The organism is Trinickia dabaoshanensis (assembly GCF_002879885.1).
Lineage (GTDB): Bacteria > Pseudomonadota > Gammaproteobacteria > Burkholderiales > Burkholderiaceae > Trinickia > Trinickia dabaoshanensis.
The window spans coordinates 98,234-115,387 of record NZ_PNYA01000015.1 but is presented as its reverse complement, the minus strand read 5'-3'; the positions used below and the strand labels follow the sequence as shown (position 1 = coordinate 115,387).

The 17,154-nt window shown below is 61.7% G+C and carries 14 protein-coding genes; 4 read left to right on the top strand and 10 right to left on the bottom strand.

What is annotated here, in order from left to right:
* Positions 1–80: 80 nt before the first annotated feature.
* Positions 81–482 carry a DUF6795 domain-containing protein gene (locus tag C0Z18_RS17435; protein ID WP_102646670.1) on the bottom strand — a complete coding sequence of 134 codons (402 nt, stop codon included), beginning with the start codon at positions 480–482 and terminating at the stop codon, positions 81–83.
* 362 nt (positions 483–844) lie between these two features.
* On the opposite strand from C0Z18_RS17435, the gene C0Z18_RS17430 reads away from it, so the two are divergent.
* Positions 845–3,292: a two-partner secretion domain-containing protein gene (locus tag C0Z18_RS17430; protein ID WP_233217357.1), complete on the top strand. Its 2,448-nt coding sequence runs from the start codon at positions 845–847 to the stop codon at positions 3,290–3,292.
* Between the two features lie 49 nt (positions 3,293–3,341).
* Here the strand turns inward: C0Z18_RS17430 and C0Z18_RS17425 are convergent, their stop codons facing one another.
* From C0Z18_RS17425 to C0Z18_RS17410, 4 genes are all read right to left on the bottom strand, one after another.
* Positions 3,342–3,560 (bottom strand): suppressor of fused domain protein, encoded by a 219-nt coding sequence (locus C0Z18_RS17425; protein ID WP_102646669.1) that lies wholly within the window; start codon positions 3,558–3,560, stop codon positions 3,342–3,344.
* A 154-nt stretch (positions 3,561–3,714) separates the two neighbouring features.
* Positions 3,715–4,647 carry a LysR family transcriptional regulator gene (locus tag C0Z18_RS17420; protein ID WP_102646668.1) on the bottom strand — a complete coding sequence of 311 codons (933 nt, stop codon included), beginning with the start codon at positions 4,645–4,647 and terminating at the stop codon, positions 3,715–3,717.
* Positions 4,648–4,758: 111 nt separating this feature from the next.
* Positions 4,759–4,959, bottom strand: coding sequence for a hypothetical protein (locus tag C0Z18_RS17415; protein WP_102646667.1), 201 nt, complete (start codon positions 4,957–4,959; stop codon positions 4,759–4,761).
* 44 nt (positions 4,960–5,003) lie between these two features.
* Positions 5,004–6,248 (bottom strand): MFS transporter, encoded by a 1,245-nt coding sequence (locus tag C0Z18_RS17410; RefSeq protein ID WP_102646666.1) that lies wholly within the window; start codon positions 6,246–6,248, stop codon positions 5,004–5,006.
* Between the two features lie 141 nt (positions 6,249–6,389).
* Between C0Z18_RS17410 and C0Z18_RS17405 the strand changes: the two genes are divergently transcribed.
* Entirely contained in the window at positions 6,390–7,310 is a 921-nt protein-coding gene (locus tag C0Z18_RS17405) for a LysR family transcriptional regulator (RefSeq protein WP_102646665.1), read from the top strand.
* Positions 7,311–7,363: 53 nt separating this feature from the next.
* Here C0Z18_RS17405 and C0Z18_RS17400 read toward each other — a convergent pair whose 3' ends face one another.
* From C0Z18_RS17400 to C0Z18_RS17380, 5 genes are all read right to left on the bottom strand, one after another.
* Positions 7,364–8,887 (bottom strand): efflux transporter outer membrane subunit, encoded by a 1,524-nt coding sequence (locus C0Z18_RS17400; RefSeq protein ID WP_102646664.1) that lies wholly within the window; start codon positions 8,885–8,887, stop codon positions 7,364–7,366.
* Complete coding sequence (locus tag C0Z18_RS17395; protein ID WP_102646663.1) at positions 8,884–9,978, bottom strand: HlyD family secretion protein; 1,095 nt, start codon at positions 9,976–9,978, stop codon at positions 8,884–8,886. The genes C0Z18_RS17400 and C0Z18_RS17395 overlap by 4 nt, the downstream gene beginning before the upstream one ends.
* A gap of 12 nt (positions 9,979–9,990) precedes the next feature.
* The gene (locus tag C0Z18_RS17390; RefSeq protein ID WP_102646662.1) at positions 9,991–11,598 is read right to left on the bottom strand and encodes an MFS transporter; all 1,608 of its coding nucleotides are present in this window, start codon (positions 11,596–11,598) and stop codon (positions 9,991–9,993) included.
* Positions 11,599–11,812: 214 nt separating this feature from the next.
* Positions 11,813–12,364: a G/U mismatch-specific DNA glycosylase gene (mug, locus tag C0Z18_RS17385; RefSeq protein WP_233217356.1), complete on the bottom strand. Its 552-nt coding sequence runs from the start codon at positions 12,362–12,364 to the stop codon at positions 11,813–11,815.
* Positions 12,357–13,322, bottom strand: coding sequence for a GlxA family transcriptional regulator (locus tag C0Z18_RS17380; protein ID WP_102646660.1), 966 nt, complete (start codon positions 13,320–13,322; stop codon positions 12,357–12,359). Before C0Z18_RS17380 ends, mug begins: the two co-directional genes overlap by 8 nt.
* Positions 13,323–13,709: 387 nt before the next feature.
* On the opposite strand from C0Z18_RS17380, the gene C0Z18_RS17375 reads away from it, so the two are divergent.
* Together C0Z18_RS17375 and C0Z18_RS17370 are read left to right on the top strand one after the other, a co-directional pair.
* A complete protein-coding gene (locus C0Z18_RS17375; RefSeq protein WP_102646708.1) occupies positions 13,710–16,550 on the top strand; it encodes a 2-oxoglutarate dehydrogenase E1 component in 2,841 nt (946 codons plus the stop codon).
* Between the two features lie 6 nt (positions 16,551–16,556).
* Positions 16,557–17,135 (top strand): GlxA family transcriptional regulator, encoded by a 579-nt coding sequence (locus tag C0Z18_RS17370; RefSeq protein ID WP_102646659.1) that lies wholly within the window; start codon positions 16,557–16,559, stop codon positions 17,133–17,135.
* Positions 17,136–17,154: the final 19 nt, after the last annotated feature.

The window sequence follows — 17,154 nt, the reverse complement described above, 5'->3', positions numbered from 1 at the left end:
GGCGTAAGCGGGCCGTCATGTGGAAAACCTGAATTGAGTGGCTTGCCTCGGTGGTGATCAGGGAGGCGCCGCCGCAGTGGTCAGACCACTCTGCAGATTCCGTAATGCTTACCCTCGTAATCGGGCTGGCGGGTCAACTCGCAGATCAGCTTGATCGGCCGGCCATCGAGTTCCGTATTCGCAGCATACGAGCCCTTGCCGTGCATCCACGCCATGTACTCCACGCCCTCATAACGGATCACGATGGTCTGCTGGATCGTCGGTTGCGCTGGAATCAAGCGAAGCAGACCGGCGCTGCTTTCTATGGCCGGGAACGCGAAAGTACCGTTTTCGTCGGTCTTCGTATGCCGTGTCGGATTTTTATCCTCATCGTCCGACCACACCACCTTCTGGACCAGCTCGGCTCCCGCCACCGATTTGCCTTCCTTCAACACGGTGCCGCGAACTTCCGAAAACAACACGAGGCGACTGAACACGCCCATGGCCCTTCCCTCCGGCAACGCGCCTAAAAACCCCGACCATCATCGACGATACATCATCGACACGGCACATTCCACACCAGCTTCCGGTCTCGCATGTTGCGAGAGCGCGCTACCGCTTCCATCAAAAATCTTTCGATACGTTTTCGAACATTACAAAACTCGAAATGCATATATAGATGCAATTGACCAACGAATACTATTTAGCGACCGAAAAATACTATCCCTAAATAAAAATTGACAATCGAAACATAAAAACATATTCATCATTCAAACGGTCATTCAGCCCGAAAATCGATTCTATGCGCACGGGCACCCACATGGCATTCCGTGAGGGAACGCCGACGAAACTGACAAGGACTATTATGAAACGCGTACGAGGTACCGAGTTTCCGGTCAAGTCAAAGCCGATGCTGTCGTTCGTGCTCAGCGCGGTTGCAGCGCTGTGCGGGGCACCGTCTCCGGCGAACGCAGGCAGCACGTTGCCTGGTGGCGGTCATTTTGTCGCCGGCACCGGCTCGATCGCAGGCAATGGGACATCGCTCTCGATCAATCAAAACTCGTCGCGCGCCGTGATCGACTGGGATAGCTTTTCGATCGGCTTCGGCAATCGCGTGAACTTCAATAACGGCACCGGCGCCACGTTGAATCGCGTCACCGGGAACGATCTATCCATGATCCTCGGCTCTCTCTCGGCCACGGGCAGCGTCTACGTGATCAATCCCCACGGCATCGTCGTCGGCCCAAGCGGCATCGTCTCGACAGGGGGACGGTTTGTCGCCTCCACGCTCGATGCCGACGACACCGCCTTCATGAACGGCGGTCCGCTGACGTTATCGGCGGTACCGGGCAGTTCAGACAAGAGCGTCATCAATTTCGGCAAGATCGGTTCGACGGGCGGTGACGTGTTCCTCGTCTCGGCCAAAACCGCGACCAATTTGGGCACCATCAGTGCGCCGAACGGCACCGCAGAGCTGGCAGCAGGCAGCGAGGTGCTCCTACAGGATTCGTCGAGCGGACGGCAAGTCTTCGTTCAGATGGGCAGCAAAGGCACGGTATTCAATGAAGGTGCCATTCAAGCTGCCCAAGTGAGCCTGCAAGGGGCCGACGGAAACGTCTATGCGCTCTCGGGTAATCATCAGGCGATTCGCGCCACCGGCAGCGCCACGCGCGATGGTCACGTCTGGCTCGTGGCCGATACCGGAACGGTGAAACTCGCTGGCAGAATCGAGGCAAAAAATCCAGACGGTAGCGGCGGCACGGTCGACACCCTCGCGGGTAACCTCCTCTTTTGCGGCTGCGGCCCGACGGTATCGGCCCGTCTTTGGAACATCACGACGCCAAGCTTCACGATCGGCAACGCCGCTGCATTGTCCTTCTCGCGTAGCTTGAACGCCGGTACCTCCATCTATCTGCAAACGATGGGAGGCGCGGGTGGAAACGGCAATATCGACGTTGCGTCGAGCATGGCCTGGAATGGCGCAGCCTCCCTCACCTTGGGCGCCTATCACGGCATCGACGTCGATAAGGGCGTGACGCTCAAGAACCAAGGCAGCGGCAACCTTACGCTGCGCGCGGATGCGACGGCGATCGACAACGGCGGCAGCGTGGCCAACGACGGCACCGTCGATTGGTCGAAGAGCGCCGGTATCGTCAGCGCCTACTACGACATGAACGGCAGCTACAGTCCCGGCACGCTGCTGTCCAATACGTCGTGGGCCGCCCCCGCCGACAGCGGTCTCGTGACGCAGATCACGGGCTATAAGCTCGTCGATTCTTTGGCGGATCTAGAGAACGTCGCGGCCGATCTCGCCGGTAACTATGCGCTGGGCCGGGACATCGACGCGAGTGCCACCAGCAACGGCTCGTATGTCCCGCTTGGCGGCGGCAATACGCCGTTCGCCGGGCAATTCGACGGAAGAGGCCATACGATCAGTTCGCTGACGATGCAAGGCAGTGGGACCGGTGCACCGGCGGTGGGTATGTTCGCGACCCTGGGTAAAAGTGCCGTGGTGCGTGACCTGAACGTCAATGGCAGTGCAACGATACAGGCCGCCCCGGATTTGACGTCAACGGGCGGTACCGAGGGTATCCTGGCCGGCGAAAACGACGGGACCGTCTTGCGCGTCAACACGTCCGGCACGGTCAGCGCCGCCGAAACGGCGGGCGGAAATAGCACGACAGCCGGCGGACTCGTGGGCGTGAACCGCGGCACCATCGTGCGCTCGTCGAGCAGCGCTGCGACCATCGCCGGCGCGAACGTGGGTGGGCTCGTCGGCGAGAATGACGGCGTGGTTACTCAATCGTACGCGTCGGGGACGGTGTACGGAGGCGTCTATGGCGTACTCGGCGGAATCAGCATCGGATCTCCGGGCGGTCTCGTCGGCAACAACAACGGGACGATCAGCCAATCTTATGCAACCGGTGCGGTCATGACGGGGTGTAACGAGTTTGTCTGCCTGGGTGGCGGGGCACTTGTGTACACGAATAACGGAACGATCAGCCAGTCGTTCGCAACCGGTGCGGTGTTGGGGTTCAATGCGTCGCAGGGCGCAGGCTACCTCGGACCCTATGGCATCGCTGAATACAACGGCGGCTCGATCGCAAAGGACGTGTACTGGAACACGGAAACGACCGGTACCGCGATGGGCGTTGGCGGTGGCACCCCTATTCCGGCCTCGAACGGGCTCACGACAGCCCAGATGAGCACACCCGCGTCCTTCGTCGGCTATGACTTCGGCCCGAACGGCGTCTGGGCGATGCCGGCGGGCGCGAATCACCCCGTGCTTGCGTGGCAAATCAACGCGCACTGACTCGCACGAATCACGGTCCACCTGATTGGTTCGAGATGTTCTCGCGTGATCAAATCACCGAAGCACGATTGAGGTCGTAGATATCGATATCCATTTCCGCGAAGCGTGCCTCCAGACTCTGTGGCCCGTAGGTCTGGGCATAGGCGGTCTCCGCTTTCGACACCGGCACCGCGAGCAGCCATGCTACTCGCGTGCCTCCGATCAGCGTGGACTTGAGTTTGTCGGCCCAGAGAAATGGAAATGCATACGCTACTGCGCCTATTCTCATCCCAGTATCGAAAGATGGGCGGCTTTTCCACGCCCATGGCTAGGGCCGTATGCCCGGCAAGCACTCTCTGCCGGCTGGTAACAACAGGCATTTCGCTGACCTCGGTTATGACCGGAAATGATGACTCTACGCCAATACGGTTAGCCGCCCGCAACTAAGTGGCCGACACACCCACCGGGGTTTGCACTCGCTCCGCCAGAAAGTCGACGAAGGCGCGCACACGCGACGTCAAGTAGCGTGCGTGTGGGTAAAGCAGAATAAACGGCCGCGTACGCCGTCCCGCATCGCGCAGCACCTCGACGAGCCGGCCTTCGCGCAGGTCCTCCTCCACCACGAAGCGATACGTCTGAAAAAGCCCTGCACCAGCCCGCGCGAGCGTGACGCCTGCCAGCGCGTCGCCGGATGTCCCGTAACTGCCGTTCGTCGGCACATCGCCATCTTCGTGCGATCCTTCGAAGGTCCATGCGAGATTACGTCCACTGCTCGGCAATTCGAACTGTATGCATTCATGCGCCTGCAGATCGGCCACGGTGTTTGGCACGCCCGCGCGCCCGAGATAGGCCGGCGCTGCCACGACGACCAGTTCCGCGTCTTCGAGCTTGCGCGCCACGAGACTCGAGTCGGCCGGCGCTCGCCCTCGTATCGCGAGATCGAAGCCTTCATCCGCAAAATCGATGTTGCGGTTGCTCAGATGCGTCTCGATTTGGACCTTGGGATAGCGCTCGTGAAACGCAGGCAGTAGCGGCAGCACGCGATAGTGCCCGTATGGGGTCGGCATACTGATGCGCAGCACGCCGGCGGGCGTCGACTGCTCTCCCGTTACCTCGCGTTCGGCATCCACGAGCTGCGTCAACGCCCGGCGGCATTGCTCGAAATAGCGCCGCCCGGCATCCGTGAGGCGAATCTGGCGCGTGGTGCGCACGAAAAGCCGCACCCCGAGCCGCTCTTCGAGCCGCGCAACGGAACGGCTGACCGCCGCGGGCGTAACACTCGCCGCATTGGCGGCCAGCGTAAAACTGCCCAACTCCGCAGCGAGGCAAAACAGCTCTATGCTACCCAACACCAGATCGTCGAATTTGCGTTGCATACATGTGTTCCCTCGTCTCTTGAGTCCCGCGCTTCCAACGGGTTATGGCATCCAACTCGTCGCGGATCAATGAACAGACGCCGATGCGATCCCCGGCCGCTGCAGTCACGATTACCATTGCGCAATACTCACTTCCAATTCTTCGTCGTTGAAAGCAACGAGAAATTCTTCCGGCATCAGCCACGAGTCGACAGTCACGGTTTGCGCTCCTACATCGACCTCGACCTGCGCATCCGAATCGACGGATTTCATCGCACGCACGATCGTGCACAGATCGTCCGTGTGGATTTCGGTTTTCATTGCGAACTTCATGATGTACCTCTCCGATTCAATCACCAGTCCAAGTAACCGTACGATCAGCGCTCGGCCTTCAATCGATCCGCGCTCGAAGCAATCGCACTCGCGGTAGCTCGCGGCGCGCCGATCCAGTGGATAGCGAAAGCCAAAATCCCCAGCACGACACCGAACATTACGATGCCCGGCCAGCCGAAGCGGCTCATGAGCCAGCCACTGACCGTTGCGCCGATGGCGCCGCCGAAGAACGTGGCCGTCATGTAGAGGCTATTGATCCGGCCTTGTGCTTTCGGATCGACCGAGAATGCGCGAGTCTGGTTGGATACGAGCCCGGACTGCACGCCGATATCGAGCACGATGACACCCACGATCAGTGCAGCGAGCGACGTAGCCGCGCCGGACAGAATCACATAAGCGAGCGTTGCAACGCCGATGCTGGCACCGATCACCTTGCGAAAACCCATACGATCCGTAGCGTTGCCGCCCAACGATGCAGCGAATGCGCCCGCCGCGCCGATAATGCCGAACCCGCCCGCCCAGGCGCTTCCGAGATGCCACGGTCCGCTCTTGAGCAGCGCGGCGAGGTTGACCCAGAAGGCGTTGAAGCACGCCCACAACAACGCCTGGATAATCATCGACTCACGAATCGGGCGATTGTCGCGAACGAGCGGCCATAGAGAAGCGAGCAGACGTCCGTACGTAAGCTGGGTGGAGGGCACGCCCTTCGGCAACAGCGCGGCGGCGGCAATGAATACCGGCACCATGAACGCGGCTTCCGCGCCGTACACCGCACGCCAGCCCCACTGGGCCCCGATCACCCCGGCGATGGTGCGGCCGACCAAAATACCGACCATGATCCCGCTCACGACGGTGCCGACGTTGCGTCCCCGCTCGCTCGGCAAAGACATCACGGCGGCGAAAGGGACGAGTTGCTGCGGCACGCAGCTTACGATGCCTAGCGCAAACGAAGCCGCGATCAGCGGCCAGATTCCGGGAGCGAGCGCCGACGCTACGGCGAAAACGAGTGCAAGCGCGATTTGTATAAGCACGAGCTTGCGCCGGTCGAAGCGGTCCCCCAGCGGCAACAGCAGCGCGAGCCCCGTCGAAAAGCCGAGCAGCGCCGCACCGGCGACGAGATCGACTGCTGTTACGTCGACCCGCAGCCCCGCCGCAATCAGCGGCAATATCGGCTGCGTGCAATAGATATTGGTGATCACGGCTCCCGCGATAATCGCCATCATCACGATCTTGCCGCGCGATGCAACGGCGGACACGGGGCTTGCGGTTGAGTCGGGTACGCCCTTCACGACGATCTCCTTATTCGCTGAATTGCTTCGGGGTTGCTGCGAATTGCCGCGACCCGGATTGAGACGGAACGTTACGCGCTTGCATTTGCAAAGAGAATCCCTCACGATCGAGATTCATCCTTCCAATATTCGATAGGGTCGATGAATCGCCTAGAAGCCATGGCCATCCTCGTTTCGGTCGCCGACGCAGGCAGTCTCTCGGCTGCCGCAAGGCGCCTCGACATGCCGCTTGCATCGGTCAGCCGCAAGGTGGGAGAACTGGAAGCGCACCTAAAAACGCGTCTGTTTCACCGTACGACTCGACAGCTATCATTGACGGAGGCCGGCAGCGCGTATGTGGCTGCATGCCGCCGCATTCTCGAGGAGATAGGCGAGGCCGAGCGCGCCGCAACAGGCGAATACGCCGCGCCCAAAGGCGAACTCGTCGTCACCGCGCCCGTGGCGTTCGGCCGCTTGCACGTGGTGCCGGTCGTGGCGGAGTTTCTCGCGCAGTATCCGGAGATCGACATCAATCTCGTGCTCACCGACCGTGTCGTTCATCTAATGGATGAACACGCGGACGTGGCGGTGCGTATCGGCGAGTTGCCCGACAGCACGTTGGTCGCAACGCGAGTCGGCATGGTGCGCCGGGTCGTTTGCGCGAGCCCGGACTATCTAGCGAAGCGCGGTCTGCCGGCTAAGCCCGGGGACCTCGTCCGCCACGAATGCATTACGTTCGAGGCCCTCGCCTCCCAGCGCGCATGGACCTTTGGCTCCGGCAAGTCGGAGCAGTCGGTGCCCGTTCATTCGCGGCTTGCCGTGAATACAGCGGACGCCGCTATCGAAGCTGCAATCCTCGACGTGGGGCTCGTGCGCGTGTTGTCTTATCAAGTCGCACGCGCCGTGCGCGCCAATGAACTTCACGTCGTGCTCGACGCTTTCGAAACAGCCCCGCTACCCGTCAATCTCGTGCATGCGGGGCAAGCGCCTCTGCCGCTGAAGCTGCGCGCGTTTCTAGACTTCGCGTCGTCGCGCCTGCGCGAGCGCACCGCGAGCGAACTCGTCAACGTCGGCGCGGCCTAATGGGACGAGCGAGCGCTTCGTATCCCATCGGGCATCGAGATCCGTGCGCAGCCTCAACCGCCGGAGGTCGACTCCCATCCACCTCCAAGCGCTTTGCAGAGCGTAACGAGATTCGTAGCCGCCGCAGCCCGGCTTCGCTCGAGATTGCTCTGTGCTTCGAGCAACTGCTTCTGCACGTTCAATACATCGAGATAGTCGAGCGCGCCGGCCTTGTATCGCGCCCGCGCGACCGCGAGCGCGCGCTCGTTCATGGACACGGCCTCGGCCAGCCGGTCGCGGCGACGCTGTTCGGCGTCGTACACGATCAGCGCGTCATCCACCTCTCGCCACGCCCGAACCACGGTCTTCTTGTAGGCAATCGCGGCCTCGCGCTGTTGCGCCTTACGTAACTCGAGCGTCCCGCTCAAGCGGCCGCCTTCGAAAATGGGAAACGTAATGGAAGGACCGGCGACGAACTGTCCGGATGCCCAACTGGCCAGACTCGAGAGTTGAAGGCTTTGGAAACCCGCGCTTCCGTTGAGCATGATGCGTGGATAAAAGTCCGCCTTCGCCACACCGATCGAGGCGGTGGCCGCGTGCAGTTGCGCCTCCGCCTGACGGATATCGGGCCGGCGCCGCACGAGTTCGGACGGAAAACCGATCGGAATCCGAGCCGGAAGCACGGGCACGTCTTGCGTTGCGGCGAGCGTCTGCCGCAACGCGCCCGGCTCTTCGCCGAGCAGCAGGCCGATCGCATTGATCGTCGTTTCCGAGTGCGATTCGAGGGTGGGAATCAGGCTTTCGATATTGGCGACCTGGGCCGAAGCATTCGAAACGTCGAGATTCGTCGTGACACCTTCGTGCGCGCGCAACTTCGTGAGATTCAAGGCGTCGTCGGCGATGGCCAGATTTTGCTTCGCGATCTGCTCGAGTTTCTGCGTGTCGCGCAGTTCGATATAGTCCCGGGCAAGTTCCGCCCGCGCACTGAGTAATACCGCGTTCCGGTCTTCGTACGAAGCTTGCGAAAGCGCCTTCGCCTCCTCCACGCTGCGGCGCACATGCCCCCAGAGATCGATCTCCCACGAAGCGTCGAAGCCAACTTGGTAAAGATTGTAAGCCGGAGAACCTTTGGCGCCCGGCATTGCCGCCACGCCGAGCGGCGCACTACCCGAAGCCGACAGCGGCTCACTCTCGGCTGGCGTCACGCCAAGCAACGAAAGAATACCGTTTTCGCTGCCGCGCTCCCGGTCGTACGATCCGGTGCCTGCGAGCGTCGGATATTCGGCTGCCCCGGCCACGCGGAGCACCGCCCGGCTTTGCAGCAGGCGCGCGGAGGCGGCTGCCACGTCCAGGCTCGCGTCGGCCAATCGCGCTTCCAAACCGTTCAATACCGGGTCGTTGAGAAGTGTCCACCATTGCGGATCAAATCGAGCCTCAATGGCTTTGCTCGGTGCCTGCGCGGTCTGCGTGCGGTTGAAAACCTCCGGCGTGCTCGACTTTGGAGGCTCGAAATCGGGGCCGACCGTGCAACCTGCAATTGCAACGCATGCGAGGGCCGCGAGGCCAATCGCGTGGATAGAGTATCGGCTCGCGTTCATTTTCGTTCCGCTCCCTCGGCCCTCGCTTGCGCGCCCCGGCCAACCGCCACTTCCGCTTCCACCGAAAGCCCGACGCTCAATGCCGCCGCGGCCGGCTGCCCGCGATCGATTGCGATCTTGACCGGCACGCGCTGCACGACCTTCGTAAAGTTACCCGTCGCGTTGTCCGGTGCGATCGGCGCAAAACTCAAGCCAGTCGCCGGCGCCAGGCTGTCGATCCGGCCGCGAATCACCACGCCGGGCAGGCTATCGACCGTCACGCGCACGCGCTCGCCCGGCCGCATGTTCGTAATCTGGTTCTCCTGAAAATTGGCGACCACGTACACCTGCGAAAGTGGCACGATCGCGAGTACCGGCGTGCCCGGCGTGACGAATGTGCCGACCCGTACCGACCGGCGTCCCACCTTGCCGTCGATGGGCGCGCGGATCTCCGTGTAGCCGAGGTTCAGCTTCGCCTGCTCGAGCCCGGCTTGCGCGTGTTCCAGTGCACTCACTGCCTTGTCCCTCTCCGTGCGCAGGACATCCAAATTCTGCTGGGTGGCAGTCAGCACCGCCTGATCGCGCGCCTGCCGTGCCAGTTGCACGTCGAGTGCGCTCGACGTCTGCTGTTGCTCCTGCGCGGTCCCCGCGCCGGCCGAGGAAAGACTCTGGTAGCGTGCGGCGTTCGCCCGCGCGAAGACGATCGACGCCTCGTCGGAGCGCAGCGTAGCGCGCGCCTGCTCGACCAGCGAGGGTTGCCGTGAGATCTGAGCGTCAAAGTTCGCAACCGATGCCGTCGCGCCCGCCACTTCCGCCTTGGCGCTCATCAATTGGGCGCGGTAATCGCTGTCGTCGATGCGCGCCAGCAACTGCCCGGCCTTCACACTCTCGTTATCGTCTACCAAGACCTGCGCGATCTGCCCCGCGACTCTCGGCGCGACGAGCGTGAAATCCGCGGAGACGTAAGCGTCGTTCGTCGATTCCGTATTGGACAGCGAAAATAGCCTCGTGCACGCGCAGGCAATGGCACCGATGCCGATGGCGACTCCGGCAACACGGAACCACTTGCGACTGAATGATATGGACGTTGGGTTTGGGTGGGTTGTCGACATGAAAAGCGATCCTCACTTCGAAGAGGGTGTCGTGCTCCACGGCGGGAAAATTCGCACCGGCAGCACAGGAACAAGGAAAAGAAGAGCGATGGCAACACATGCCATCACGCGATAAAGATCGGCAAATGTCAGTACGAGGGCTTGCTCGTGGACGCGATGCGCAAGTTGCCCCAACGCATCGTGCCCGTAGACGCCGGAGCTCATGGCGGCAGTACGGTTTCCCAACTGGTCGACGAGCATGTTCGAGTGAAAGTGCTCGCGTGCGGTCCCCATTGCCTGAATCAAAGCCGTAGCGATGGCGGCGGAAAACGTCTTCACGGTGTTGAACATCGCCGAGGCGAACGGACCTTCCGTTGGCGGCAAGCCGGTCGTGACCCCCATCAGAATCGACATAATCACCATAGGCTGCGCGACGATCTGCAGCGACTGCAGCAGATAAAAATTGTTGCGAATCCAATCGGACGTCATGAAGCTACCCATGACACATGTCCCGAACATCAGGGACAGGCCTGTCGCGATCACCCAACGATGATCGGCGCGCCGCGTATTCAAGAATGCCGACGTCAACGGAAGCGTCACGAGCAGCGGGACCGCGAGTAACAACGAGAGCGGTGCAGTCTGCAGCGGCCTGTAACCATGAATGGCGGCAAGCGATTGCCCGGGTATCGCCGCCAGGCCGACCAGCAACGTCACGGTCCCGAGCAACGTCGCGAGCCCATGCGCGAAATTTCTGCGGGCAAGCAGTTGGAGCTTGAAAAACGGCACGGGCTGAAACCATTCGTTGACGAGGAATATCACGAGCAGTAGCGCCCCGCCGCCAAACATGGCGCAAATCAACTCCGATCCGAACCAGTCGAGGCGGTCGCCCTGCAAGAGCCCCGTCACGAGCATGGCGAACGCGGGGAAGCCGGTGACGAAACCGATCCAGTTGAACGACCGAAACCGTTCGAGCTTCGCCGTGTCGGCCGGAAGCCCCTTCTGGATTGCGATGCAACACAGCACGCCGAGCGGGACGACTTGCCAAAACGCCATGCGCCAGTCGACGAACTCCGTCCACAATGCGGCTAACGGCGTGCCGAGCGCGGGACCGAAGGTAGCGGTGAGCGCATAGCCTGCGAGGCCATACAGCTTGAATTTCGCAGGCAAATAGCGCAACGCGACGATGATGAGCATGGGAGGCAGACACCCTCCCGCGATTCCCTGCAAGATGCGCAAGACATAGAGCATCGCCGGATTCGTCGCAAGCGGGCACAGCAATCCGAAAAGCATGGTGGCGAGTACCGCCCCCATCGTGAACCGCTTCAGCGTGAAAGTCACGCCGAACCATGGCGCAAACGCCATCGTGGCCACGTTGGCCGCTTCGAAGAGCGCGGTCAGCCAAGTTCCGTCGTCATGTCCGATCAGCAGCGCCCCCTGAATATCGGCCATCGCCGCAGCGGTAACTTGCTCGTTGAGAATGGCCAGCAACGAAGCGAACAACATGCCGATCAGTCCCACAGCAATCCGGGTCGTAAACTCAGTGGCCGCGGGTGCGGATTCGGGCCGCGCGGAGCTTCGATCCGGCGACATCAAAATCGTGGCCGCTCCCGTTCCATCCGTCAAAGGGTTCACTGTCGTCATGGTCGAATCGGATTAACTTAGGATTACTGATTAATATGGAATTTCGTCGGAAGGCCGCCAATTCCTGCCGTCTGCCGAGAGCTTTATTGTCAGAGATGAGCTGGATTACGAAAAGCCCGGGCCGGTTTGGTTTTGGGCCATCTTGTACAAGAATGTTGCCAGGCCCTTGCGTCGGAACTTTATGCGGATACGCGCCAATCGCCGTCGGGAAGCACTAGCACGCGGCCGCGACTCGAAGCTCGCGGTAGGCGGCCACGAGCGCGTCGAAGTCGAACGACCGGTTCAGGCCGCTCGGATTGGGCAAGACCCAGACGCGTGCGCCACCGAAACTGCCGGTTTGCAATCCCCACCGGATATCGCGCTTGCCGGAGATTTCGGCGAGCGCTATCTTGCCGAGAAAGGCGACGAACCTCGGCGCATATCGTTGGATTTTCTGTTCGAGCTGCGCCGCAGCGGCCCGGATCTCCTTGCTCGACAATTGGTCCGCGCGTGCCGTCGCCCGCGAGACGGCCGTCGTCAGGCCAAAGCCGCACTCCAACAATCGACGGTCGTGCTCCGGGCTCATTTCTTCGGGTGTAAACCCAGCTCGATGGAGAACTCTCCAGAACCGATTCCCCCTGCCCGAAAAATGATGTCCCGTCGATGCCGCCCTCATACCGGGATTGATTCCACAAAACAGTACCGATAAGCCCGGCGCAATGAGGTCGGGAAGATGTTGGGCCGCAGCTGCGTTCGCTTGCCCCGCCGCATAGCCGCCGCTACGCACTCGCCTCCCCCCTGAAACGAAGGCGATATTGCTTTGGCGTGACATTCAGGCGCCGCGAGAACGTCGTGCGCATATGCGTGGCGCTATGAAAACCGCATTTGAACGCCACTGTCTTGAGTGGGACGTCCGTCTCTTCGAGCAGTTTTCTAGCAGAATCGACGCGAACCTGCTCGACGAATATGGAAGGCGTGACCTTCGCGTGTTTCGAAAATACGCGCGACAAGGTGCGGCGGCTAACCGCGGCCGCATTAGCGAGCACCTCGATCGAGAGGGTATCGGTGATGTGCTCGCTCACGTATCGATACACCTTGCCGAGTATCGTGTCCTCGTCCTTGCCGGCCCCGATATACGGACTGTACTGAGATTGGCCGCCTTCGCGCTGGATGTACACCACGAGGCGTTTCGCTACGCGCACGGCCAATTCGTGGCCCCAATCTTCCGCAACGAGCGCCAAGCACAGATCGATACCTGCGGTGACGCCCGCAGAAGTGAATAGCCGTCCGTCCCGAACGAAAATCCGATCGGGCTGTACGTTGGCCTGCGGGAATTCGTCGGAGAGACGGCCGGCGTCCGACCAATGGGTCGTAACATCCTTGCCATCCAGAAGGCCGGCGCGGGCCAGCACGAATGCGCCGTTGCAAACGGACCCGAAGCGGCTTGCGCAGCTCGCCTGCTTTTGCAGCCAGGCGAGCAGATCGTCTGACGGATGCATGTCGGGCAACTTCGGACCTCCCGCTACGACCAGCAGATCCCATTGAGCGTCGCCATCGGCATAGCCGAGCGAAACCGCCAGCTGCATGCCGTTCGAGCACGTTACGACGCCCGCCTCCCGGCCGACGAGCGTCACCTCATAGCGCTGATGGTCCGGGAGGAAAGCGTTCGCCTCCGCAAACACGTCGAGTGGGCCTGCAACATCTAGCGCCTGCACACCATCGAATACAACAATGGCGACTTTCATGCCGTGACCTTCACTGGTGATAGCAACGTTTGCGTTTCATAACTTACTGCCCTAACGAGCACGCTGGCGCAGCTTAATGCATCGCCCGCATCGAGTGCCGCCTGTCCTAGGAAAAAGTCTTGTGCTTCCGTGTAACAAGTCGTCGCCGAACGCGCCGAGTCGTATGGCGGCGGCAACGGGGGGCGATTCGGCGGGCGTGGCCCAAAACGTTCATTAATTGGCAGGCCGCAGCACCACGCGCGCATTTCCCTCGCGGGTCCCCGTCACTAGACTGTATTCACGATTGCGGCTCGACAGGCAACCCGGGCGTACCCGGTAGGCGTTATTGCCGTCACTCACCTATCGCGGACGATGCCGGGCCGCGCACCGACCAAGGGCAGACTGAACATGTTGAAGGAACGTCAAACCTCTTTCCTCTTCGGGGGCAACGCCCCTTATATCGAAGAGCAGTATGAAGCATACCTGGCCGATCCGGATGCGGTCGCCATTGAATGGCGGACGTGGTTCGATGCACTGCGTGAAACACCTGCTATGGACGGCAGCGATCGCGATGACCAGCCGCATGCTCCGGTCATTTCGAGCTTCGTCGAACTGGCCAAGCAGCCGGTGGGCCTGGCCGTCCGGCCCAATGGCGCCCTCGCCCCCGACTCCGGCCTTGCCCTTGCACGCAAGCAAGTCGCGGTACAGTCTCTCATCGCCGCGTTTCGGATGATCGGCACGCGCGCGGCCAATCTCGAGCCGCTGGCCTGGATGCCGCCCCGTGCGTACGCCGAATTGACACCGGCCTACTATGGGCTCACAGCCGCGGACATGTCGACGAAATTCAGCACCGCCGACACGTTCCTGTTCGACGACGACGCTACGCTGCAACAACTCGTCACGGCGCTGGAGCAGACGTACACCGGCACGCTCGGCGCGGAGTTCATGCACCTCACGGACGCTGAGCAGCGACGCTGGTGGCAAATGCGGCTCGAATCCACACGCGCGACACCATCGCTGCAGCCTGCGCAAAAGCGCAGACTGCTCGAACGACTGACCGCAGCCGAAGGCTTCGAAAAGTACCTGCACGCGGGCTATATCGGACAAACGCGATTCTCGCTCGAGGGCGGGGAATCGTTGATCGCGCTGCTCGATGAAATCGTGCAGTACGGCGCGTCGAAGAAGGTTCGTTCAGTGGTGATGGGCATGGCGCATCGCGGACGCCTGAATGTTTTGGTCAATACCGTGGGCAAGCCGCTGCGCACGCTGTTCGACGAATTCGACGGCAAAGATCCGGAAAGCCTTCTCGCCGGCGATGTCAAATATCACAAGGGCTTCGCCAGTCAGGTCGATACGCCTGATGGCCAGGTCGACGTGACGCTCGCATTCAATCCATCGCATCTGGAAATCGTGAACCCGGTCGTGCAAGGCATGGCGCGCGCCAAGGGCGAGGCCCTGGGCAGCACCGACGGCGCCCAGGTTCTGCCGGTCGAGATTCACGGCGACGCGGCGATGTCCGGCCAAGGGGTCGTGATGGAAACCTTGAGCCTGTCCTACACACGCGGGTACGGTACAGGCGGCACGGTACACGTCGTCGTCAACAATCAAATCGGGTTCACGACTTCCGACCCGCGCGATGCGCGTTCGTCGTTCTACACCACGGACGTCGCGAAGATGATCGAGGCGCCGATCTTGCACGTGAACGGCGACGACCCGGAAGCCGTCGCGATGGCAGTGCGCCTGGCCCTCGACTATCGAACCGAATTCCAGCGGAGCGTCGTGATCGATCTCGTGTGCTTCCGGCGATACGGACACCAGGAACAGGACACCCCGAGCATCACGCAACCGATGATGTATCGCGCGATCGCAAGTCATCCTGGCGTCAGGACGCTCTATGCGCGCAAGTTGATTCAACAAGGCGTGGTGACAGCCGACGAAGCCCAAGGCTACCTCGATGCGCGCCGCGAGCTTCTCGAGCAAGCCAAAGAAACCGGCGGCTCCGATGCGCCCACCGATCGGCAGGCGCACGCGCCGCGGCTTAGTACCGCTGCAATCGCGAACACTACGCCTTCAGCCGAAAGGCTGCGCAGTCTCGCCCATCGGATATCGAACGTTCCGGAAGGCTTCGCGCTGCATCCTCTCGTCAAGAAAGTGATGACGAGCCGCCGGGAAATGGCCGCCGGAAAACGTCCGCTCGATTGGGGCATGGGAGAGCATCTGGCGTTCGCGTCGCTACTCGGCGAAGGAGTCGGCGTGCGACTAAGCGGGCAGGACAGCGCACGCGGGACCTTCAATCATCGCCATGCCGTCTTGCACGATCAAACGCGAGTGAACCGGCCGGAGGGCGTGCATATTCCGCTCGATCATATCGGCGAAGCAGGCACGACGAAGCAAGGCCGCTTCAGCGTGACGAACTCCATTCTCTCCGAGTCGGCCGTGCTCGCGTTCGAGTACGGCTACACGACAGTGAACCGGGACGCCTTGGTGATCTGGGAAGCGCAATTCGGCGACTTCGCAAACGGCGCGCAGGTGGTGATCGACCAGTTCATCGCAGCGGGCGCCGCAAAGTGGGGGCAACGCAGCGGACTCACACTCTTCCTGCCTCACGGGCAGGAAGGCACGGGGCCAGAGCACGCATCGGCGAGACTCGAACGCTACCTGCAGCTAAGCGCGCAGGAGAACATGCGCGTCGCTCAGCCCACCACGCCCGCGCAGCTTTTCCATTTGCTGCGCAAGCAAGGGCTCGCCGCCGCTCGACGCCCGCTCATCGTCATGACGCCAAAGTCGTTGCTGCGGCATCCTGAAGCGGTCAGCACGTTGGAAGCGCTGAGCGAGGGAGAATTCCACGAAGTGCTGCCGGAAACCCAGATCGAGGCTCGGGAGACATCACGCGTCGAGCGCGCTATCGTGGCAACGGGCAAGGTGTATTTCGAGTTGCTCGAGCATCGGCGTGCGACAGGGAGCAATACGCCGATCATCCGTCTCGAGCAGCTCTATCCGTTCCCCGCAGGAGAACTGGCCGCCGAACTCGCGCGCTACACCAACCTGAAGACCGTCGTCTGGTGCCAGGAGGAGTCGCGCAACCAGGGTGCATGGAGTTTCGTCGAGCCGCAACTGCGCGACCTCTTGCCTGCGGGCGCGACCCTGCGCTACGCCGGTCCCGGTGCCGGCGCGTCGACCGCACCCGGCTACCACTCCGCGCACGCGGCTCGGCAATCCGCGCTGGTCGAGCAGGCGTTTGCCGGGTAACGGCGCATGCGTGTCGCGATGATGCTCTATACGGGATTCCAACTGCTCGAGGTCAGCGGGCCAATGGACGTGCTTCATGAAGCCAATCGCCTGTCCGGCAAGGCACTTTACGAACCGCATCTCGTCGGTCCCTCGCCTGGGCCCGTCGTGTCTTCCAATGGCACGGCTGTGGGTACGACGCTATGTCTGTTGGAAACGCACGCGCCATTCGACGCGGTCGTGGTGCCGGGCTCTCCTGCCATGAGTTCGCCTGGTGAGCATCGCGAACTCGTCGCATGGCTCAGGAACTCCGGGCCTACCACGCGCAGACTCGCCTGCATTTCCAACGGTGCGTTCCTATTGGCTCGCGCGGGCCTCGCCGACCGTCGCTGGCTCACCACGCATTGGCGCGACGCCCACCGCCTCGCAAACGAATATCCGCACGTGCACGTCATCTCCAGCCCCGGCTGCCTGAAAGATGGCAACCTCTATTCGTCGGGCGGCGCGAGTGCCGGGATCCACTTAGCGTTGTCGTTCGTGCGTGAGGATCTTGGAGAAAGCGCCGTGCGGACGATCGCCAAAACGCTATTGAAACCGCTAGGTTGAAACCATGAGCGAAGCGGGC